The organism is Streptomyces sp. CB02959 (genome assembly GCF_002803155.1).
Taxonomy (GTDB): domain Bacteria; phylum Actinomycetota; class Actinomycetes; order Streptomycetales; family Streptomycetaceae; genus Streptomyces.
Window position 1 is genome coordinate 22,973 of sequence record NZ_NNBP01000046.1, and the last position, 20,602, is coordinate 43,574.

Annotated in this window: 20 protein-coding genes and 2 pseudogenes; 13 read left to right on the top strand and 9 right to left on the bottom strand. The window is 71.7% G+C overall.

Annotated features, from left to right (window positions below; translation table 11 throughout):
* Nucleotides 1-36 precede the first annotated feature (36 nt).
* The 4 genes from CG747_RS50440 to CG747_RS43475 are packed head-to-tail and all read left to right on the top strand — an operon-like array spanning nt 37 to nt 1,872.
* On the top strand, nt 37-483 hold the full coding sequence (locus CG747_RS50440; protein WP_257981148.1) for a thiamine pyrophosphate-dependent enzyme: 447 nt from the start codon (nt 37-39) through the stop codon (nt 481-483).
* Nucleotides 484-485: 2 nt separating this feature from the next.
* Nucleotides 486-1,481 carry an alpha-ketoacid dehydrogenase subunit beta gene (locus tag CG747_RS43465; protein WP_100607405.1) on the top strand — a complete coding sequence of 332 codons (996 nt, stop codon included), beginning with the start codon at nt 486-488 and terminating at the stop codon, nt 1,479-1,481.
* Nucleotides 1,482-1,483: 2 nt separating this feature from the next.
* The gene (locus CG747_RS43470; RefSeq protein ID WP_257981149.1) at nt 1,484-1,759 is read left to right on the top strand and encodes a biotin/lipoyl-containing protein; all 276 of its coding nucleotides are present in this window, start codon (nt 1,484-1,486) and stop codon (nt 1,757-1,759) included.
* Nucleotides 1,738-1,872, top strand: coding sequence for a hypothetical protein (locus CG747_RS43475; RefSeq protein ID WP_100607406.1), 135 nt, complete (start codon nt 1,738-1,740; stop codon nt 1,870-1,872). The genes CG747_RS43470 and CG747_RS43475 overlap by 22 nt, the downstream gene beginning before the upstream one ends.
* 123 nt (nt 1,873-1,995) lie before the next feature.
* Here the strand turns inward: CG747_RS43475 and CG747_RS43480 are convergent, their stop codons facing one another.
* The 3 genes from CG747_RS43480 to CG747_RS43490 all read right to left on the bottom strand — a co-directional run bounded on the left by CG747_RS43480 (nt 1,996) and on the right by CG747_RS43490 (nt 5,257).
* Nucleotides 1,996-3,417 carry an MBL fold metallo-hydrolase RNA specificity domain-containing protein gene (locus CG747_RS43480; RefSeq protein WP_100607407.1) on the bottom strand — a complete coding sequence of 474 codons (1,422 nt, stop codon included), beginning with the start codon at nt 3,415-3,417 and terminating at the stop codon, nt 1,996-1,998.
* Between the two features lie 8 nt (nt 3,418-3,425).
* Nucleotides 3,426-4,286 carry a universal stress protein gene (locus CG747_RS43485; RefSeq protein ID WP_100607408.1) on the bottom strand — a complete coding sequence of 287 codons (861 nt, stop codon included), beginning with the start codon at nt 4,284-4,286 and terminating at the stop codon, nt 3,426-3,428.
* Nucleotides 4,287-4,465: 179 nt separating this feature from the next.
* Nucleotides 4,466-5,257, bottom strand: coding sequence for a slipin family protein (locus tag CG747_RS43490; protein ID WP_100607437.1), 792 nt, complete (start codon nt 5,255-5,257; stop codon nt 4,466-4,468).
* Between the two features lie 221 nt (nt 5,258-5,478).
* On the opposite strand from CG747_RS43490, the gene CG747_RS43495 reads away from it, so the two are divergent.
* Nucleotides 5,479-5,934 (top strand): STAS/SEC14 domain-containing protein, encoded by a 456-nt coding sequence (locus CG747_RS43495; protein WP_100607409.1) that lies wholly within the window; start codon nt 5,479-5,481, stop codon nt 5,932-5,934.
* A gap of 178 nt (nt 5,935-6,112) precedes the next feature.
* On the opposite strand, the gene CG747_RS43500 is transcribed toward CG747_RS43495, so the two are convergent.
* Complete coding sequence (locus tag CG747_RS43500) at nt 6,113-6,601, bottom strand: CBS domain-containing protein (protein WP_308303853.1); 489 nt, start codon at nt 6,599-6,601, stop codon at nt 6,113-6,115.
* Nucleotides 6,602-6,773: 172 nt separating this feature from the next.
* On the opposite strand from CG747_RS43500, the gene CG747_RS43505 reads away from it, so the two are divergent.
* Nucleotides 6,774-7,664 carry a universal stress protein gene (locus CG747_RS43505; RefSeq protein WP_100607438.1) on the top strand — a complete coding sequence of 297 codons (891 nt, stop codon included), beginning with the start codon at nt 6,774-6,776 and terminating at the stop codon, nt 7,662-7,664.
* Nucleotides 7,665-7,717: 53 nt separating this feature from the next.
* On the opposite strand, the pseudogene CG747_RS43510 reads toward CG747_RS43505, so the two are convergent.
* Nucleotides 7,718-8,159: pseudogene (locus CG747_RS43510) on the bottom strand (universal stress protein).
* Between the two features lie 241 nt (nt 8,160-8,400).
* On the opposite strand from CG747_RS43510, the gene CG747_RS43515 reads away from it, so the two are divergent.
* Nucleotides 8,401-9,261: a universal stress protein gene (locus CG747_RS43515; protein ID WP_180985987.1), complete on the top strand. Its 861-nt coding sequence runs from the start codon at nt 8,401-8,403 to the stop codon at nt 9,259-9,261.
* Nucleotides 9,262-9,732: 471 nt separating this feature from the next.
* Nucleotides 9,733-12,051: a heavy metal translocating P-type ATPase gene (locus CG747_RS43520; RefSeq protein WP_100607411.1), complete on the top strand. Its 2,319-nt coding sequence runs from the start codon at nt 9,733-9,735 to the stop codon at nt 12,049-12,051.
* Nucleotides 12,052-12,168: 117 nt separating this feature from the next.
* On the opposite strand, the gene CG747_RS43525 is transcribed toward CG747_RS43520, so the two are convergent.
* Together CG747_RS43525 and CG747_RS43530 are read right to left on the bottom strand one after the other, a co-directional pair.
* A complete protein-coding gene (locus CG747_RS43525; protein WP_374701897.1) occupies nt 12,169-13,440 on the bottom strand; it encodes an APC family permease in 1,272 nt (423 codons plus the stop codon).
* Nucleotides 13,441-13,770: 330 nt separating this feature from the next.
* The gene (locus tag CG747_RS43530) at nt 13,771-14,763 is read right to left on the bottom strand and encodes a nitroreductase (protein ID WP_100607413.1); all 993 of its coding nucleotides are present in this window, start codon (nt 14,761-14,763) and stop codon (nt 13,771-13,773) included.
* Nucleotides 14,764-15,015: 252 nt separating this feature from the next.
* Between CG747_RS43530 and CG747_RS43535 the strand changes: the two genes are divergently transcribed.
* Genes CG747_RS43535 through CG747_RS43545 form a run of 3 tightly spaced genes read left to right on the top strand, consistent with a single transcriptional unit; the run spans nt 15,016 to nt 17,362 of the window.
* Nucleotides 15,016-15,723, top strand: a complete 708-nt coding sequence (locus CG747_RS43535) for a CBS domain-containing protein (RefSeq protein ID WP_100607414.1) — start codon at nt 15,016-15,018, stop codon at nt 15,721-15,723.
* Nucleotides 15,720-16,583, top strand: a complete 864-nt coding sequence (locus CG747_RS43540) for a universal stress protein (protein WP_100607415.1) — start codon at nt 15,720-15,722, stop codon at nt 16,581-16,583. The genes CG747_RS43535 and CG747_RS43540 overlap by 4 nt, the downstream gene beginning before the upstream one ends.
* A 50-nt stretch (nt 16,584-16,633) precedes the next feature.
* Complete coding sequence (locus CG747_RS43545) at nt 16,634-17,362, top strand: pyridoxamine 5'-phosphate oxidase family protein (RefSeq protein WP_100607416.1); 729 nt, start codon at nt 16,634-16,636, stop codon at nt 17,360-17,362.
* A 33-nt stretch (nt 17,363-17,395) separates the two neighbouring features.
* On the opposite strand, the gene CG747_RS43550 is transcribed toward CG747_RS43545, so the two are convergent.
* Complete coding sequence (locus CG747_RS43550) at nt 17,396-17,848, bottom strand: CBS domain-containing protein (RefSeq protein ID WP_100607417.1); 453 nt, start codon at nt 17,846-17,848, stop codon at nt 17,396-17,398.
* 304 nt (nt 17,849-18,152) lie between these two features.
* Between CG747_RS43550 and CG747_RS43555 the strand changes: the two genes are divergently transcribed.
* On the top strand, nt 18,153-19,517 hold the full coding sequence (locus tag CG747_RS43555; protein WP_100607418.1) for a nicotinate phosphoribosyltransferase: 1,365 nt from the start codon (nt 18,153-18,155) through the stop codon (nt 19,515-19,517).
* Nucleotides 19,518-19,551: 34 nt separating this feature from the next.
* On the opposite strand, the gene CG747_RS43560 is transcribed toward CG747_RS43555, so the two are convergent.
* Nucleotides 19,552-20,013 (bottom strand): cyclic nucleotide-binding domain-containing protein, encoded by a 462-nt coding sequence (locus CG747_RS43560; protein WP_100607419.1) that lies wholly within the window; start codon nt 20,011-20,013, stop codon nt 19,552-19,554.
* A 371-nt stretch (nt 20,014-20,384) separates the two neighbouring features.
* On the opposite strand from CG747_RS43560, the pseudogene CG747_RS43565 reads away from it, so the two are divergent.
* Nucleotides 20,385-20,600 (top strand): annotated as a pseudogene (locus tag CG747_RS43565) (DUF1918 domain-containing protein); the annotation flags it as partial.
* Between the last annotated feature and the right edge of the window lie 2 nt (nt 20,601-20,602).

Consider the following 20,602-nt stretch of genomic DNA (forward strand, 5'->3'; position numbering starts at 1 on the left):
GCCACTGCTCTTCGTATGTGAGAACACCTGTACGCCATGGGCACGGCCCTGCACCGGCACGAGGCGCAGACCGATCTTGCACTGCGCGCCGCCTCGTACGGCATGGCGGCGTGGGCGGTGGACGGCATGGACGTCGAAGCCGTCGAGCGGGCCACCGGCCGGGCCGTCGAAAGCATCCGGGGTGGCGGCGGGCCGCACTTCCTCGAAATGCGCACCTACCGCTTCCGCGCCCACTCCATGTACGACCCGGACCGCTACCGCGACAAGGGCGAGATCGAGCGGTGGAAGACGCGCGACCCGATCGAGCGACTCACCGACCGCATGCGTGAGGACGCCGAGTTGGTCGACGACGAGCTCGCCGAGATCGAACACCGGGTCACCGAAGAGATCGACGCTGCCGTCGCCGAAGCCGAACGCGCCCCCGAGGAACCGGTGGAAAGCCTCTTGCAGCACGTCACCAGCGCCCGGACGGAGGTGACGTGACCATGTCGGAGGAACGCGTCGGAGCGGCGAAGACGACATATCGGGAGGCGATGCGGGAAGCCCTCCGCGAGGCGTTGCGTTCCGACGAACGGGTCTTCCTCATGGGTGAGGACGTGGGCCGTTACAGCGGCTGCTTCGGCGTGAGTCTCGGCCTTCTGGAGGAGTTCGGACCGGAGCGGATCAGGGACACCCCTCTGTCGGAGTCCGCGTTCGTCGGAGCGGGCATCGGGGCGGCTCTCAACGGGATGCGGCCGATCGTCGAGATCATGACCGTCAACTTCAGCCTGCTCGCCCTCGACCAGATCCTCAACAACGCCGCCACGCTCCTGCACATGTCGGGCGGTCAACTACCCGTCCCGCTCGTGATCCGGATGACGACGGGGGCCGGCCGGCAGCTGGCCGCCCAGCACTCGCACAGCCTCGAAGGGTGGTACGCACACATCCCTGGCATCCGGGTGCTCGCACCGGCGACCATCGACGACGCCCGCCACATGCTCGCGCCGGCACTGACCGACCCCGACCCCGTGCTGATCTTCGAACACGGCAGCCTCTACAACGCCTCCGGCGAACTCGCGACGTCCGCCGACTCCGTGGACCTGGACCGCGCCGCGGTCCGCAGGCCCGGCACCGATGTCTCCCTGATCACCTACGGCGGCTCCCTCCCGAAAGCGCTCGCCTCGGCCGACCATCTGGCGTCCGAGGGCATCGATGCCGAAGTCCTCGACCTACGCGTCCTGCGCCCCCTCGACGGCGAGGCCGTGGCCGCCTCCGTGGCCCGCACCCACCGCGCGGTCGTGATCGACGAGGCATGGCGCAGCGGCAGCCTCGCAGCGGAGGTGTCCGCGAGGATCGCCGAGGACTCTCTCTACGAACTGGATGCACCGGTCGAGCGGGTGTGCAGCGCGGAAGTCCCCATCCCGTACGCGCGGCTGCTCGAACAGGCCGCGCTGCCGCAAACCGCCGACATCATCGCGGCCGCACACCGGGCGGTGGGTTGACGATGGCCGAGTTCACGATGCCGGCGCTGGGCGCCGACATGGACGAGGGCACCCTGCAGGAGTGGCTGGTGCACGCCGGTGACCCTGTCCACAAAGGCGACACGGTCGCGGTCGTCGAGACCGCGAAGTCCACGATCGAGGTGGAGTGCTTCGAAACGGGCAAGGTCGGGCAACTGCTCGTGTCCCCCGGTACGACCGTGCCGGTGGGCACCTCACGAACCTGGGGCCCGGCGACGCCTTCCGGGACACGTTGGGAATGGACTCGCTCGACTTCCTGAGCTTCGTCGAGATCCTCTCGGAGCGCACCGGCATACGGATCGACGATGAGGACACACCGTGTCTCACCACGTTCGCAGGCAGCACCAGGTTCCTCCTGGCCCGCGCGGAATGACCGGTCACGCCCGCTGAGGCCAGTCAGGCTGTCACGCCGGCAACCTCAACGAACCGACCGACCCGGTTTTCCGAAAGATGGCTCTGCCGACAGGGCGAAGCACAGCCGGGGCGTGGCCGGCGTTCAGCGCACCAGGACGTTCTCTCCCGAGCGTGGAAGGACCGCGTGCCAGCGCAGCTCCCGGGCGATGCGGTCCCGCAGGGCCGCGGAGGCGTCCGGCTCGCCGTGTACCAGATACGTCGTGTGCGGCGGCGGGGCGGCGCGCAGCCAGTCCACGACCTGCGCCGCGTCCGCGTGGGCCGAGAAGTGCGGAACGTTCGCCACCTCGGCGCGCACGGGGACGTATTCGCCGAACATCTTGAGTGCGCCGGCCCCGTCCACGAGGTCGCGGGCGCGGGTGCCCACGGCCGCGAAGCCCACGATCACCACGGCGTTGCGCGGATCGGGCACGCGCCTCCGCAGGTGGTGCAGAACGCGTCCGCCGGTCGCCATACCCGCCGACGAAACGATGACCGCCGGGCCCTGTGTGTGGTTGATGTCGATCGACTCCTGGACGGAGCGGGCGGCGGTGAACGGTTCGGGACTCAGCGCGGCCACCCCCACGGACGTGATGTCGGGCAGCAGTTCGGCGGCGCGGGAGTGGATGGCGTCCCGGTACACGTCAAGGGCCTTCAGCGCCATGGGACTGTCGACGTACACCGGGACCTTTTTGGGCAACGTTCCTTGGACGCGCAGGGCGGCCAGCTCGTTGAGGACGACCTCCGTGCGGTCCAGGGCGAAGGCGGGAATGACCACGGTTCCGCCACGGCGCAGCGTGCGGGCCAGCACGTGGGAGAAGCGTGCCCGACCGGCTTCGTCGTCGTGCCGGCGGTTGCCGTACGTCGACTCCACCAGCAACACGTCCGCGCCGGAGAACGGCTCGGCCGGGCGCAGGAGCGGATGCCCGGGGCGTCCGAGGTCGCCGCTGACCGCGAGGGTGTGTCCGTCTTCCAGAGTGAGGTGGACCCACGTCGAGCCGAGGATGTGGCCGGCACACCGCAGGGTCAGTGTGGTCCCGGTGGTGACCTCGATGGTGGTGTCCACGGGTACCGGATCGAAGTACTGCAGTGTGCGGTCGACGTCGGCGTCGTCGTAGAGCGGTTCGGCGACCCGGTGTTTGGACCAGCCGTGCGCGTTGGCGTGCGCTGCCGCCTCCATCTGCAGCCGGGCGCTGTCACGCAGCACGATGTCGGCCAGCCGTGCGGTGTACGTGCTGGCGAGGATCGGCCCGCGGAAGCCCTGGCGGACGAGGCGGGGCAGGTACCCGCAGTGGTCCAGGTGCGCGTGGGTGACGACGACGGCCTCGATGTCGGAGGCATCGCGGGGAAGGCTCCGCCAGTTGCGGCGACGCAGCTCGCCGAGACCTTGGAAGAGCCCGCAGTCGACGAGGATCCGTGCGTGATCGCTCTCGACGAGGAACTTGCTGCCGGTCACGGTGCCGACGCCCCCCATGAAGGTCAGCAGTGCCGGCCTCGGCCGGGGGGCGGCGGGAGGGGTGGGGAGCATGACGGGCCTCAGCCGGAGCGCCGTGCGGGGTGCGGACGCACGACGGCGAGGGGGCATTGGGAGAACTGCAGAAGTTGGTGGCTGACCGAGCCCAGCGCCAGGCCGTGAAAGCCGCCGCGGCCGCGGGAGCCGACGACCAGGAGGTCCGCCCGGTCGGAGGCACGGGCCAACGCGAGCATCGGGTCCTCCTCGAGAAGGGACTTCTCCACCTGCACTTCGGGGTGCTGCTGCGCCAGTGGGGCCAGCCACTCCTCCAGGGCCTCCCGATGTCCGCGGACCGCTTCGTCCAGGGCGCGGCCGGTCGTGAGACCGTGGGGTCCCGGGCGGGTCCAGGCGTGCACCGCGCGCAACGAAACGCCGCGCAGGGCTGCCTGCTGGAAGGCGTACGCCAGGGCGGCTTGCGAGTGGGGTGAGCCGTCCGTACCCACGACGATGCGGTGGTGGCCGGTGGTGAGGTGGTTGACGACGACCACAGGGCACGCCGCGTGCCCGACAACCTGACGCGCGACCGAGCCCAGGAGCAGGCTCCCGAAGCCGCCCATGCCCTTGGCGCCGAGCACGAGGGTGTGCGCGTGCTGCGACTCGGACAGCAGCACAGCAGGTGGAGCACCGGAGGGCAGTCCGGACGTCACTTCCAGGCCCGGATGCGCTTCCTCGGCGATCGCGGTGGCCTCGGCGACCACCCCCTTGTCGCGTTGGCCGACTTCCCAGGCGTGTCCTTCCGGGGTGCCGGCGTGTTCGTGTGCCGGGGCCAGAACGTGCACGATGTGCAGGGCACGGCCGCGTGATGCGGCCTCGTGAGCCGCCCATATCAGGGCCCGCAAACTGCGCCCGGAACCGTCGACCCCGACGACGATCGGTCGAGTCATGACCACTCCCTTGCGTGGAACGATTGGTGTGGAACGTCGGCGTTGGACCAGTAGCTGATCTGCCCGGGCACGCCCGCTCCCGCCGGAGATGGGACAAGGCTTCCGACCGGCAAGGTCCTCGCGCGTTGCCTGTGCCCCGCCGCGGCAGACGAGCGGACGTGTCTCCCGCTCCTGTGTCCTCACGCCACTGTGGTTTGCCCCACGGTCACCGGCTCGTGGTGCGGATGTCGTGCCGGCAGTGCGGCGGCGGTGTGCTGGGTTTCGTCCTCGACGAATCGAGCCACGGCGCGGGCGCTCTCCAGGAACTGGGCGGGGAAGACGATGGTGGAGTTCTTCTCCGCGGCGATCTCGGAGAGGATCTGCAGGTTGCGCAGTTGCAGGGCGACGGGGTGGGCGCTGATGACGTCGGCGGCCTCGGCGAGGCGGTCCGCGCTCAGTGCTTCTCCCTCGGCGGCGATGATCTTGGCGCGCTTCTCCCGCTCGGCCTCGGCCTGGCGTGCCATGGCACGCTGCATCGTGGGCGGCAGCTCGATGTCCTTGAGCTCGACCAGCAGGACGTAGATGCCCCAGCGCTGGGTCAGGCCGTCGAGGATGTCCTTGATCCGAGTGTTGAGCGTCTCGGTGTCGGTGAGTACCTGGTCGAGGAGGGACCTGCCGACGACGTTGCGCACGGTGGTCTGGGCGATCTGGCCGATAGCGGCCGACACGTCCTCGATCTCCACGATGGACTTCACGGGGTCGACACGGGGGAAGTAGGCGACCGCCGCAACACCGATGGAGACGTTGTCCCGGGTGATCACCTGTTGGGAAGGGATCGGCAGGGTCACCGTCCGTAGCGTGACCTTCCGCATCCGGTCCGCCAACGGGATCATGAAACGAATTCCCGGATTCCGGACGTTGCGCAGTTTCCCGAAGCGGAACACCACTCCGCGCTGATATTGACGCACGATCGCTACACCGAGGTTCGCCACGGCGCCCACCTCCTGGCTGTTCTTGCTCCACGGTGCCTGGCGTCGAGGCGCTGGCGCTTGGGCCCTACGGCCCTGTGTCCCGGGTCGAAACGACCGGATTCCGGCCCCGGCCTGGGAGGACCTCAAGGTCGACCCCGGCGCCATGCGGCTCTGCGACGGCTGCGCCGTTGTCAGCGAAGCCGGATGGATCCGCGGGACGACGCACCTTGCTGCGTTTCCTGATGCCCTGCCCCGTGCGCGTCTTCGGTGCCCGGGAGCGGGAGGTCGCCCTGCAGTGGTTGGCGTCGCTCCCCGAAGGCCCCGGCATCTCCCACCGTCTCCTGGCCGACTCCCGGGTCCTCGTGATCGAGGCCCGACAACCTCTGCGCGCACAGGACTTCGAAGCGCCGGCTGTGACCACGGACGACTGGCTGCGGACCCACGACGCGCTGGCCGGCCTCGTCATCCACGCGCGCGATTTCCCTGGTTGGGAGAACCTCAACAGCCTGGTCCGCCACGTGCAGTTCATCCACGATCACCACCGCCGCATCGAAAGGATCGCCATCGCCGCGGACAGCAAGGTCACCGCGCTGGCACCGCACCTCGCGAACCGGTTCGTCCACTCCAAGGTGCGGCACTTCGCATACGACGAACTCGACGACGCCCTCGCGTGGGCCGCCGGCCCCGGGGCACCGTAGCGTTCCCTCTTTCCACGTGCTGTCGCCGTACGGGCGGTGAGGGGCCCTCTGCGCGAGGGGTGCCGGTGGGGCGTCAGGTCGGCCCGTCTCGTCGGAGAATCCCGATGGGCATCGGGCGCGGCCGCCTGGGGCACTACGGGCCGGGACAGGGCTTGCGGGGGCAGCCGTTGAGGGTGAGTCAGGCTGTCGCGCAGACGCCCTCGACGAACCGGCCGACCTGCTTCTCCGAGAGGTGGCGGGCAAGGTCCGCCTCGCTGATCATCCCCACCAGACGGTGATCGGAAATGATAGGAAGCCTCCGGATGTGATCCCTTTTCATCGTCTGGAGGACGTGACCCGCGTCGGCTTCGACATCGATGGTGACGGGCTTGCCCTGCGCCAGTTGCCCCGCGGTCATCACCTTCGGGTCTTTGCCCTTGGCCAGGCACTTCACGACGATGTCACGATCGGTGATGATCCCGTGCAACCGGTCGTCCGGGCCGCAGATCGGCAGGGAACCGATGTTCAGCTCGCTCATCCGGCGTGCGGCGCTCTCCAGCGTCTCGTCTCCCGCACACAGGTCCCGCCGGCGTGCATGATGTCTCGCGCGGTGGTCATGGCCGTCCTCCAGGAACGGAACCCCGACCTCACCGGCCACCGCGCCCACCGGCGGGTGCTCACGCGGCAAGGCGTCTCCCCCACCAGTGTTGCGCCCGGAACACACCGGTCGCCAATCCGAAGCGGGGAGCTTGTCCGGCTCTCCCCCGCCCCCGGTGGTGGCCGCCCGTCGTGCCGCTCCTCGTCGACGGCGCCATGCTGGAAGAGGGATTGACGACACTACGCGGCCGGGAGGGATGGCCATGGTCCCCATGGGAGTCGGACGGCCGATCGTGGCCGGTGTGGCCCCGGATCCCACTCAGCGGACGGCACTGGCCTGGGCAGCGGACCAGGCGGCCCTCCGCCGGATGCCACTCCGCCTGGTCCACGCCGAGGGGGTACCCACCGGTGGTTACCGGAAGTCGGAGGTTCGGCCGTCATGGGAGGAGTGGAACCAGGCACTGCACGAAACCGGCGAGCGCGTGCTCAACAGCGCGGTCGCATTCGTCGAGGAGCGGCAACCGCAGGTGGTGCTCTCGGCGCTGCTGGCCGAGGGCGAACCGGCGTGGGTACTGCGCGAACAGGCCCGTGACGCCGCCGAGGTGGTGTTGGGCTCCCGTCACCTGGGTCCGATGGAAGGGGACTTCAGCCCGGCTTCCGTCGCGCTGCCCGTCATGACACACGCCTCCTGCCCGGTAGTCGTGGTACCCGAACCGGAACACCGCGCCCAGGACCCGGCGTTCGTCGTCGTCGGCGTCGACGGCAGCGCGCACTCCGCGGCCGCGGTGGACGTCGCCTTCCAACAGGCCGCCCTGCACGGCGCCGTCCTGCGAGCCCTGTACGTGCACAGCCCCGAACGGTTCGGCAGGGTCGACGAGCACACTGCACACGACGCGTGCCGAAGTCTCCTGTCCGAGACCGTGGCCGGCCGCACCGCGACCTACCCCGAAGTCGTGGTCCATCAGGAGGTCCTGCTCGGCCACCCCGTGGAAGAGCTGGCCAAGGCGTCGGCGCACGCCCGGTGCCTGGTGGTGGGGACCCGCGGGCGCGGCGGCTTCACCGGCATGCTGCTCGGTTCGGTCAGCCAAGGCATGCTTCACTATGCACAGTGCCCCGTCATCGCCGTACCGCAGCCCGGGAACAACACGCCCTGACGGCCTGCCGATCCCACGCTCGTTCAGCCGTCGGGCCGCTCACGTTGCGCGGTTCACCTTCGCACGACGACGACCGGGCAGGGCGCGTGCTGGGCGCAGTGCCGGCCGACCGACCCCAGCAGAGCGCCGGCGAACCCTCCGTGGCCGTGGCTGCCCACCACCAACAGATCGCCGCCCCTGGCTTGGTCCAGCGGCGGGCGTGCCGTAGGCCAGGCCGCAGCGGACCCGAGCCATCTGCTCCGGCGGCACCGCCTCCTTGACGGCGTCGTCGAGGGCACGGCTCGCCGCGCCTTTGATGTCGCCGGCCAGCTCCTGTGGTGCGTCGATCCAACCGATCGACCCGTACAGCGGCGGATACTCCCATGCCGTCACCGCGTAGACGGCACTGTCGGTCAGCTCGGCCTGGCGCACTGCCCAGCGCAGGGCCTCCTTCGAGGATTCGGAGCCGTCGACGCCCACCACGATGCGGCCCCGCTCCCTCGCACCTCCGCTCATGGCGCCCTCCACGGTCTGCCCTTCCGGCAGCAACGACATCGCCTTGCCACCTCGCCCTCAGCCTCCCTTTTCCCGGCGGCACCACGCACGGGGCCACCCGTCCACGGCACCAGGGCCGCATGGCCCCTGCGCGGCCGTTCGACCTCTGTGTGAGGGGCCACGGGTGAATGACGATGGGAGGGTGGGTGCCGCATCGCGTCCCGGCCGTCCGATCCGTGCGCCCCGTGAGGTGGTGAGCCGTATGAGTACGCCACTGGTCGTCGGCACCGACGGCTCCGACGACGCCCTGCGCGCAGTGGACTGGGCCGCCGACGAAGCAGCTCTGCGTGGTTGTCCGCTCCAGGTCCTGCACGCGTCGCTGTGGGAGCCGTACGCGGACTCGACGATGCCCGCAACCGGGAAGGCGCAGGCACGGCGGGAGGCCGCGGCCCGGGACGTGGTCGCCGGCGCCGCGGAGCGGGTGCGGCTGCGTCGGCCGGAGGTGGCCGTGTCCGCCGTGGTCCGGGAGGACGATCCGGTCTACGCGTTGGTCGACGCGAGCGATCACGCCGCGATGGTCGTGGTCGGCAGCCGAGGACACGGTCTGTCCGGCGTCGTGCTGGGTTCGGTGAGCCTGACGCTCTCGGCCCGGGCCCACTGCCCGGTGGTCGTGGTGCGGGGCGGCCGTGACGCGGGGCCCGGGCGCGGGCCGTGGGTCTTGCTCGGGCTCGCGGCAGTGGACCGGAATCCTGCGGCGGCCGACTTCGCGTTCGCGGAAGCCGCGCTGCGCGGCTGCGGGGTCACCGTCGTACACGCCACCACCCGCGCCGGTCTGTCCGCAGCGGACCAGGCCCGACGGGAGCAGGCGGTCCACGGCTGGCTCGACGAGGTCCTGGAGCGGCCCGTCGCGGGGCACCCCGAGGTGCCGGTACGCCGGGTCGTCGTCGGTGGCCGCGCGCAGGCGGCACTGCTCGGGGCCGCGAAGGGCGCGGAGTTGCTGGTACTGGGGGCCCGCCGGCGGGCGAACCCGCTCGGGCCGCAACTGGGGCGGATCAACCACTCGGTGCTCCATCAGGCACCGTGCACCGTCGCGATCGTCCCGGTGCAGCCGACCGGTGGGTGAGAGGGCGTCGGGGTACTTCTCCCACTCGGGCGGCTGTTCCGTCGTCGCCCTCTTCGCGTACGGGCGGTGAGGCGAGCCGCCACCGGATCTCCCGGAGCGGAAGGCCGTTCAGGCTCCGTCGTCGCCGGGCCCCCGCATCGCGCCGTGCACCGCGAGGGACCGGACGGCCCTGCGGTTGCGGCCCGTCCGGACCTTGGTCCGGAGCAGCCGCCGCACCGACCATGGCATGTACGCGGAATGGTCCTCCGCGGCCGGAGCGGACGTCCGGAGGGCGGCCGCTCCGGTTTGCCGGGCAGACCGAGCGGGCGCGCCCCGGCAAGGGGCCGTCCGGCACTGGCGGGCCGCCGGGCGCCGTGCTGACCTAGAAGCCGGAGGACCTGACTACTACCGGGACACGGGTTCGACGCCGGGATCGCCGCGCGGATCCCGGCAGGACCGGAGGCCGCCGTGCGGTGGGCTGAGGAGCAGGGAGTGGAGCGGGCGTCACGGACCGCGGATTCGGGGCGGCACCGGCTGGGCCCGTTGCTGCTGATCGCGACGACAGCGGCTCTGGTGGCCGGCGGGTTGGCCTGGCTGGTCGGGCGCGGGGAGCTCGCCGACGTGTGCTGGGCCATCGGCACGGTGATCGGTGTCGCCCCCGCGGTGACCTGGGTCGTCGGCGCACTGCGGCGGGGCCGGGTGGGGGTCGATCTGATCGCGGTGCTGGCCCTGGCCGGGACGCTGGTCGTCGGCGAGTACCTTGCCGGAGCGCTGATCGCGGTGATGCTGGCGACCGGACGGACGTTGGAGGCCGCCGCCGGTCGTCGGGCCTCCCGCGATCTGCAGGCCCTGTTGGAGCGGGCGCCGCGCACCGCCCGGTGCCGCCGCGGTGGGGAGATCGTCCTGGTAGACCTCGACGAGGTCGCCGTGGGCGAGGTGCTCGTGGTTGGCTCCGGTGAGGTGGTACCGGTCGACGGCGCGGTCACGGCGGGCTTGGCGGTTCTGGACGAGTCCGTGCTCAGCGGTGAACCGGAGCAGGTGGAAAGGCGATCGGGCGACGAGGTACGCAGTGGCGTGGTGAACGCCGGCGGCGTCTTCGACCTCACGGCGACGGCGACCGCACGGGACAGCACGTACGCGGGGATCGTGCGGCTGGCCCGGGAGGCGGCGGCGGAGCGGGCACCGGCGGTGCGCCTGGCGGAGCGGTACGCCTCCTGGTTCCTGCCGCTGACGCTGGGACTGGCCGGGGTCGCCTGGGCGCTGAGCGGGGAACCGGTCCGGGCGGTGGCCGTGCTGGTGGTGGCGACCCCTTGCCCGTTGCTGCTGGCGGTGCCGGTGGCCGTCGTCTCCGGCATGTCACGGGCGGCCCGACGAGGCGTGATCGTGCGGGACGGCCGGGCGCTGGAGTCCCTGGGCCGGGCCCGCACCCTGGTGATCGACAAGACCGGGACGCTGACGGCGGGCCGACCGCGGGTACGGGAGGTCGCAGCGGCACCCGATGGCCTCTCCCCCGCCGAGGTGCTGCGGCTGGCCGCCTCCGTCGACCAGGTCTCGGTGCACGTCCTCGCCATGGCGATCACCCGTGAAGCACGCGACCGCGGCCTCGGCCTGTCCCTGCCCGGCGGGGTCGTCGAGGAGCCCGGGCGCGGCGCCGCCGGCACCGTGGACGGTCGGCGGATCACCGTCGGCCGGACCGACCTGGCGTCGGCGGAGCTGCCCGGTTGGGCCCGGACCGTGGACAACTGCGCACTCCTCGACGGGGCCACGGTCGCCTGGGTCACGGTCGACGGCAGACTCAGTGGTGCCGTACTGCTCCACGATCCACTGCGCCGGGATGCGCCACACACCGTCCGGCGACTGCGGACGGCGGGACTGACCAGGCTCCTGCTGCTCACCGGGGACCGTCCCGAACCGGCCCGTCAGGTCGGGACCGTGCTGGGTCTGGACGACGTCCGGGCCGGGCAGTTGCCCGCCGACAAGGTCCGGGCCGTGCGGGAGGAGTGCGGGCACGCGGTCACCATGATGGTCGGCGACGGCGTCAACGACGCGCCGGCCTTGGCCGCCGCCGACATCGGCGTCGCCATGGGGGCGCGCGGCGCCACCTCGGCCTCCGAAGCCGCCGACATCGTGTTGAGCACCGACCGGGTCGCCCGCCTCGCCGACGCCATGGACATCGCCGTACGGGCCCGTCGGATCGCAGTGCAGAGCGCGGCGGGCGGCATGGCGCTGTCGCTGCTGGCGATGGTCGCCGCGCTGCTGGGGCTGCTGCCACCGGCTGCCGGTGCGCTCCTCCAGGAGGCCATCGACGTGGCGGCCATCCTCAATGCGCTGCGCGTCGTGCTGCCGGCGCCGGGTACCGGCGGGCCGCCCCTCGAACCAACTGCCGAACAGCTCATCCTCCGCTTCGCCGCCGAACACGAAGACCTGCGCGGCGCATTGGACGCCATCCGGGAGGCGGCGAGCCTGCTCTCCGTCGATCCGGGCCCACGTGCCCTGGCGGCCGTCCACCACGTCGACCGTCTGCTCACCGAGCGGTTGCTTCCACACGAGCACGCCGAGGAGCATCAGCTCTATCCCGCCCTGAACGAGCAGTTCGGCGGCCCGGACACCACGGAGACCATGAGTCGCGCGCACGCAGAGATCGAGCGACTGGCCCGTCGCATCGCCGCGCATCTCACCATCGCCGATGGGGCGGGTGCCCTGCTCCCGGAGCAACTGGACGACCTCCGGGCGTCGTTGTACGGCCTGCACACGGTGCTGCGGCTCCATTTCAGCCAGGAGGAGGAGAGCTACTTCTCGCTCTCGTCCTGACTGCCGCCGGTCGGCGAGGACCTCAGGAGTGGGGGATCGGGCGGCTGGGCGATGCGGCTCCGCCCGCCGCGCATGCCGACCTGAGGCCGCCCGGCTCCCGCGCGCCGTCCTGACCGATCACCCGCGTGATGGCGTACGGCGCACCGCATAGACCGCGGCTCCGACGGCCAGAACCGCGGCCCCCGCGGCGACGGAGGTCAGCGGAAGGGCGAAGGCCAGGACGAGGCAGCCGGTCAGGCCGACGGCGGGAATGATCCTGGCGGGGCGGCCTTCGGCCGGTGTGAGGGTCCATGCCGAGGCGTTGGCGATGGCGTAGTAGACAAGGACGCCGAAGGAGGAGAAGCCGATCGCGGCACGGATGTCCGCAGTCGCGGCCACGGCGGCGACCACGACGCCGACAGCGATTTCGGCCCGGTGCGGCACCTTGAACTTCGGATGCACCGCGGCGAGGTGGTGGGGCAGGTGGCGGTCGCGGGCCATGGCCAGGGTGGTGCGGGAGACGCCGAGAATCAGAGCGAGCAAAGAGCCCAGCGCGGCGACGGCTGCGCCGACCCGCACCACGGGGGTGAGTCCGCCGGCTCCTGCCGCGCGGGCGGCTTCGGCCAGCGGCGCCGCGGCCGCGGCCAGTCCGTCGGGACCCAGCACGAGCAGGACGGCGACGGCGACCACGGTGTACACGAGCAGCGTGATGCCCAGCGCGACCGGGATCGCCCGCGGGATCGTGCGCGCGGGGTCGCGGACCTCCTCGCCGAGCGTGGCGATGCGGGCGTAGCCGGCGAAGGCGAAGAACAGGAGCCCCGCGGCCTGGAGCACGCCGACGACGGTGGCGTCCGAGCCGACGTCCAGCCTGGCGGTCTCGGTCGTACCGGAGGTGAGCGCGGCGACCACCACGGCTGCCAGGACCGCCAGCACCACGGTGACGATCGCGCGCGTGAGCAGAGCGGACTTGTGCACGCCGACGTAGTTGACCGCGGTCAGCGCCAGCACTGCGGCGGCCGCGATCGCGTGTGCCTGGCCGGGCCAGACGTAGCTGCCGACGGTCAGGGCCATGGCTGCGCAGGAGGCGGTCTTGCCCACCACGAACGCCCACCCGGCCAGGTATCCCCAGAACTCGCCGAGCCGCTCGCGGCCGTAGACGTAGGTGCCGCCGGAGGCCGGGTAGCGGGCGGCGAGCCCGGCGGAGGACTTTGCGTTGCAGTAGGCGACGACTGCTGCGCAGCCGAGGCCGACCAGCAGGCCGGAACCGGCTGCCCTCGCGGCCGGGGCCAAGGAGGCGAAGATCCCGGCACCGATCATCGAGCCCAGGCCGATCACCACGGTGTCCATGACCCCCAGTCGCCGCTGGAGTTCTCCAGGTGACCTGGGTGTGGGCGAGGGCGTGCTGCTCAACTTCGGCGCTCCTTGTCTGCCTCGGCCCCTTGGTGGCCGTGTCCGCGAGCACGTGGCCTGCGGTCCGCGCAGACGATAGGGGATCGACGTGAACACGTCGGGCCGGTGGAGCCGTGAACGGCGTCCCAGGCGGGTGGGCAGACGCCGAGCCGGCCGGGAGCAGGTACGGGGCAACGAGGCAGCCGCCGGACAGGCGGCGGCTGTTGGAGGAGAGCGCCGCAGCGTCGGCGAAGGCGGCAGTGGCGTGGTGTGCCGGGAGAGGCGTGAGTGGTCGGAGAGGGCGGGGTGCGAGGCCCACAGGCGTGGGCGAACGCGTACGCGAGCCGGCGCTCAGGCTGTGATCGTCAGGACCTCGTCCACCGGTCGGCGCGGTGTGCGCGGCCCGCCGGGGCCGTAGCCGAGGCGGAGCACCATCTGTACGCAGCCGGTGCCGGAGAGCGGGTCGCGCAGCAGCCAGCGCAGGTCCGGCCATTCCAGGGCCTGGGTGGCGAAGGAGCTGACAAGCCCTTGGCGGGTGGCGAGCAGGAGGACGCGTTCCAGTGCCTGGCCGGCGCGGAGCCAGTCCGCGGGACCGTCGTGGGTGGTGCTGAGGGAGGCCAGTTGCGGCCGTTTCTCGAAGTCGGCGTAGGCGCGTCCGGGGACCGTGCGCCGGCCGGCGAAGTCACGCATCGGGGCCGCGCCGCCGCGTTTGGCCGGGCCGAAGGCATATTCCGGTATGCCGTCCGCGGGGGCGTCGGCGGAGTCGTCGTGGGTCCACCTCTGTTGTTCGACTTCCCGGCCGTCGTCCATGCGGTCGTAGCCCTCGGCGTGCAGGATGAGGTCGAGTACCGCCTCACGGTGCGGAGTGGTCAAGAAGGCCAGCTGGGCCCCCTCGCGGGCCGCGGCTTCTACGAGGGCGGCGCGCGAGTCGTCCGGAATGCGCCGCTCGGTGAAGGGGTAGCGGCTGGTGTGCCGGACGGCGATGGCGGGCTGCAGAGCGGAGAGGGCCGCGTCCAGCGGCTCGTGCGGCACGTCGAGCCGTACGGAGGCCAGGAGCGTGGGGGTGTGGGGAGCCGGCAGCAGGGTGGTCACGGTGCAGTGGCCGGCGTGCGCGGCGGCGGCCCGGAGGTTGAGAAGGGCCGCCCCGCAGCCGAGGTGGAGTCCCCGGGTGGTGGGGTCGGCCAGCGGCATCGCGCGATCCAGGTCGGCGAACAGCAGCACGGTGCGTGATGCCCGCGCGTAGTCGAAGTGCCACGGCTGGGCGTTGTGCATCGAGGGCGCGGTGGTGGCTTCCGCCACGAGTGCCTTGACGGCCGTGTCGTTGAGGGTGGGGTGGGTGAGCACCGGGGGCCTCCCGGGCGGATCGGACCATGCGCCCGGGCAGGGCGGACGGTGGAATCGGCAGGTGCCTCCAGCGTCACGGGAGTCCGTCGGAATCCTGAGGGGCCATACGGCCCCTGACGCGGACCGGTCGGACCGCATCGGGACGGCCGGCCACGTGCGGGGGCCGAGTGGCTCATATCGGCGCGACGAGCGGGCCGGTCACGCTGGGGGGTGTGGCCGCGCCGCCGGCCGCCGTGGTGGAAGGAGCCGGAGATGGAGCACCGCACGATTGGTGAGCTGATGACCCGGAAGGTCGTGAGCGTGCAGCTCGACACCCCCTTCAAGGAGATCGCGCAGACGCTCGCCGACCACGCGGTGAGCGCCGTCCCGGTGCTCGACAGCCTCGGCCGGCCGGCCGGCATCGTTTCGGAGGCCGATCTGCTGCGGAAGGCGGCCGACCGGTCCGATCTGTCCGGGCGGACGCCGCTGCCGCACCTGGAGGCGTGGGAGAAGGCGCGGGCGGAGGGCCGTACCGCCGGAGAGCTGATGTCCGCTCCGGCGGTGTGTGCCCACCCGGAATGGACGGTGGTGGAGGCGGCGCGCCTGATGGAGGTGCAGCAGCTCAAGCGGCTTCCCGTGGTCGACGAGGCGGACGCCCTGCTGGGCATCGTCAGCCGCAGCGACCTGCTGCGCGTCTTCCTGCGCAAGGACCAGGCGATCCGGGAGGAGATCACCCGGGAAGTACTGGGGCGCACCGCACGCCTCGGTGCGGCGGGGGTGACAGCTGATGTCAATCGCGGTCAGGTCGCCCTGCACGGCACGGTGGCCGACCTGCTGCTGGTGCCCGTGCTGGTGCGGATGTGCGCGAGCGTCGACGGCGTGGTGTCGGTGTCCGAGGACCTGAAGCCGGCGCCGGCCACCGGCGGCCGGGCGGACGGGACCGACGAAGAACGAGCAGGGGAAGGCCGGTCGCCGTCATGAAGAACGTCGTCACCGTCGGTGTGGACGGGACGTCGCAGGCCCTGGCGGCAGCCCGGTGGGCGGCGCACGAGGCGCGGCTGCGGCAGTCCCGGCTGCGGATCCTGACCGCCTGGCCGCCCCTCGCGGCAGGGCCGCGCGGCGCACCGTGGACGCCGGAGCCGCCGCACTGGCCGGACCGGATCATCGAAGAGGCCAGGTCGACGGTCGAGTCGACGGAGCCGGGGGTGCCCGTTGACGTGGCTCTGGTGCGCGAGCAGCCGCTGGAGGCCCTGGTCGAGGCCGCCGCGCAGGCGGATCTGCTGGTCCTGGGGTCGCGGGGGCTGGGCCCGGCGGCGCGTTTCGCGCTGGGCGAGACCGGCCTGGACCTGGTGCCGCGGATCACGATCCCGGTCGTCCTGGTCCGCTCCCGGCAGGACAGCCCCGCGGCCGAGAGCAGCAGCAGCGTCGCGGTCGGTGTCAGCCTGCACGCGCCCTGCGAAGGGCTGTTGGCCTTCGCCTTCGAGACCGCCGCCCGGCGAGCCGTCCCGCTCTGCGCCGTACACGGCAGGAACCTGCCCCCGTTCGCCTACGACCGCGGCGGCGTCGTGGAACGGGCCGCCGCGGAACAAGCCGAACTCCTCGCCCGCGAGGAGCTGTCCGAGGCGCTGCGCCCGTGGCGGGAGAAGTTCCGGGACGTGCGGGTGGAGGAGCAGGTGGTCATGGAGAGTCCGGCACCCGCCCTGCTGCACGGCGCGGCGGGCGCGCAGCTGCTGATCGTCGGCCGTCGGCATCTCGGCCGCGCGGTCCCGCGCATCGGCCATGTCGTCCACGCGGCCGTCCACCACGCCCCCTGCCCCGTGGCGATCGTGCCGCACGAGTAATCCCACCACGCCAATCGGCCGGAGCCACGGGCAGAAGGGATGCGTACACGATGACAACCGACCGAGCAACCGGATCCGGCACCGAGCCGGCACCACACCGCAGCGACCTGGGCCGACGCGCCGCACAGCGCCGCCAGCAACTGGGCCTGACCCGCGAGGAGGTCGCCACCCGGGCCGCCGCCTCGCCCGGCTACCTCCAGTACGTCGAGGAGCACGGGGCCGAACCGAGCATCGGGTTCCTGCTACGTCTGGCCGGTGCGCTCGACACCACGGTCGCCGAACTCACGGGCCGTACCGCCGACCTTCCACCAGGCTTCGGCAAGGCCGGCGCACACCCCGAGGTGCTGGCGCTCAGCCCCGACGAATGCCGGAAACTGCTCTCCACCCACGGCATCGGCAGGGTCGCCGTCACCCTCAACGACACCCCCGCCGTCTTCCCCGTCAACTACACCGTCGTCGACGACGTGATCGCCTACCGCACCCAGGCGGGCTCCGGCCCCGCCGCAGCCGCCGGGCACGAGGCCGCACTGGAGGTGGACCGCATCGACGACGCGTACAGCCAGGGCTGGAGCGTACTGGCCGTCGGGCCCGCCGAGGTCGTCACCGGCTTCTACGCGTCCCGCAAGTTCGAAGAACAGGCGTACTCGGCGCCCTGGGTGGGCAGTGGCCGATACCAGTGGATCGCCATCCGACCGGCCCGCCTCAGCGGACGACGCATCCGGGTCCCCGGAGCGCCGACGCAGCCGACCGGCAGGACCGACCGCGGCGCGGACACGTGAGCCGGTCGACCATGCCGTGGACCCCATCGAGCCTCAGCGCGTCAACCGACCTGGGGAAGCTGCCCGCCCGGAGGTTCGGCGAGGACACCACGAAACCGCGCCGAGCAGCTCGGAAAGCCGTCGGGAGACGTCCATCAGCAGGTCGTCGAGCGCCACCACACCAACTAGCCGCCCGCCGTCGAGGACCGGAAGCCGGCGGACGGACGAGCGACGCATGGTGCGGTACGCGGCATCCACGTCGTCACCCGGGCAGACCGCATGGATCGGTACCGTCATCACCTCACCGACCGGGGTATCGGCGCTCCGCTCCGCGCCCAGACCGCGCACGGCCAGGTCCCGGTCGGTGACCATGCCGAGAACCGTCTCACCGGAAACGACCGCCACACACCCGACGGTGTGCTGCTGCATCAGTCGCGCTGTCTCCCCCAAGGTGGCATCGGGAGCAACCGTGACCACCGGCGTACGCATCACATCCCGAACCCGCATGGCCGGCCTCCTCACCACGTCGAACCCACTGTCGCGCGGCAGCGCCGGCGAAACTGTGGGCCGGTCGTCCCCGCCGAGCGCCGAAAGGCCCACGGCCTCGGCCGTGGACAGGCCCAGGAACGGCTGCGGACGGCAGCGGAACGGCCTCTCGGACCGAAGAAGCTGGGCCGTCCGGTCCTGTGCCCAGGCGTTCCGAACTGATGCGCTGGGAGTCAGGCCGACGCGGACTCGCAGGTGTCCCGCCGGTGGGACTGCCCCATACCTCACCAGCGTGTTGGGCAGCAGCGTGGAAGGAACGGCCGCCATGTCCGAGACCACGACCACCGATCTGTACGAAGTGACGATGGCGCTCTCCTATCTACGTGAGCGGATGACGGAGCCGGCCACCTTCAGCTGTTTCGTCCGCCAACTGCCGCCCGACCGGGGATTCCTGGTGTGCGCCGGCGTCGAGTCGGTCCTGAGCTACCTGTCCCGGTACCGCGTCAGCCTCGATGACGCCAGGGCCTTCGCGGAGGCGTTGGGACGTCCGGTCCGCGATCTGATGCCGCTGGTGGGGACGTGTTTCACCGGTACAGTGCGCGCGGTACCCGAGGGTCGCGTGGTCCTGGCCGGGGAGCCGCTGCTGGAGGTCACCGCTCCCCTGCCGGAGGCGCAACTCGTCGAGACGTGCGTACTGAACCACCTCAGCCACCAGACCATGGTGGCCTCCAAGTGCGTCCGGTGCGTCCTCGCCGCCGACGGACATGCGATCGTGGACTTCTCGCTGCGCCGCACCCACGGGACTGCCGCCGGCTTGCAGGTGGCCCGGCTCGCCGCGCTCACCGGTTTCGCGGGCACCAGCAATGTCGCCACGGCCCGCGCCCTGAACTTCCCCGCGGTCGGCACCATGGCGCACTCCTACGTCGAGGCGTTCGAGAACGAGGAGGCTGCCTTCACCGCCTTCGCCCGGTGCCATCCCGGCCCGGTCACGCTCCTGGTGGACACCTACGACACCGTGTCGGGGGTCGCTGCCGCCGCCCGTGTCCTGCGCGCGCTGGACCGCGCCGACGGCTCGGCGGTCCGCCTGGACAGCGGTGACCTCAAGGAGTTGTCCTTCCGTGCCCGGGCCGTCCTCGATGCCGCCGGGCTCCCGCAGGTACGCATCGTGGCCAGCGGGGGCCTGGACGAGTTCGCCGTGCACGACCTCGTGTCGGCGAAGGCGCCCATCGACGTGTACGCCGTCGGGACCCGGGTGGGGGTCAGTGCGGACGCCCCGTACCTGGATACCGCGTACAAGCTCGTCGAGTACGCCGGGCGCCCGGTGATGAAGCTGTCGTCGGCGAAGGTGACGGCTCCCGGCTGTAAGCAGGTCTTCCGGCGCCGAGGCTGTGCCGATGTGATCGGCCTGGCCGACGAGCCCCCGCTGCCGGGCAGTACGCCACTGTTGCGGACGGTGCTGCGAGGCGGGGCGCGGTGCACGTCGCCGCTGCCGTTGGAAGACGCCCGGCGGCAACTCGCCGCCGAGGTGGCGCAACTTCCGGCCACCGCCCGGGAGATCAGATCGCCGGTACCAGTACAAGCCACCGTGTCCGGGCCACTCGCGACGCTGACGGGCCGGGTGCGGCGCCGGATCGAACGAGAGGTGCGCGGTCCGTCCCGGGTGGAGCGCCCGGGACGGGTGTCCGGTTGACGGAGCCCGGGCATCGCGGGCGGCACGGGTTCGTTCAGGACAGGGTTGGTTGGCGGCTCGCGCCCGCGCCGCCCGGATCGATCAGCCGGTACCGGGTGGCCAACAATCGACGGGCAACGACATCAAGAACCCGGTGGGCCACCGCCAGCCCGAGGACCGGGTCCGCTTCGCACAGCACGCGCACCTCCGTCGCGTCGAACTCGTGGGCCCGGACGAGGGTGAACGCCTCCGCGCCCATCCGCCAGCGGTACGGCGGCACCAGCCACGACCAGCCCAGCAGATCCCCCGGGCCCAGCAGATCGACGACCGCCGGCCGCCGCCCCGCCAACCGTACGTCGAGGTTCACCGAACCGGTCCGGATGATCCAGAACTGGTCGGCGGCACCGCCCTCCTCGAAGATGCGGGTACCTTCCGGAATGGTCACCTCGTGGGCGAATGCCAGCAGGTGTTCCCTCCCGTTGAGCGGAAGTCCCTTGAGCAGTGGTGTGGTGCCCATGGCCGTCCTCCTCGTCACCGGCCCCGTCCTCCGGGCGGCGCCGCCGCGGCATCGCCCGCTGGAGGCCCCCGCCGCCGAAGGCCATGAACGTGCCGGCTCGCACAGGCGAGCCGGCTTTCGTGACCGAGGAGGACCGCCCACTTCTCGCGGACCCTGAATGCGCGGTGCGCGGCCTCGCTCCGCTCCTCCGCGTCTGCCCGTCCTCCCCGTCACTTTCAGTGAAGCGCCCGGCGACTTCGAAGGAAAGTTCCGGTCGGTCCCCGACCCATGGGCCGAACGACCCTTCGGCCGGGCGAGTCGCCCCATAACCCACTGACGTCTCCTGTGACAGGTTCAGGACTGGGCACGAGTGCACAAGCGAGGTGAGGGCGGTGCAGGCACACCTGGGCGATCAGCTCGTGGTCGCGTCGCCGGCCACCGGAACCACCCGGCGGGACGGGGAAGTCGTCGGACTGCACCACGAAGACGGTACCCCTCCCTACGACGTCCGCTGGTCGGACACCGATCGGATCTCGCTCTTCTTCCCCGGCCCCGACACCCACATCCGGCACCTGAACTGCCCTGCGGGAGCCGGCCCTTCGCACACCGA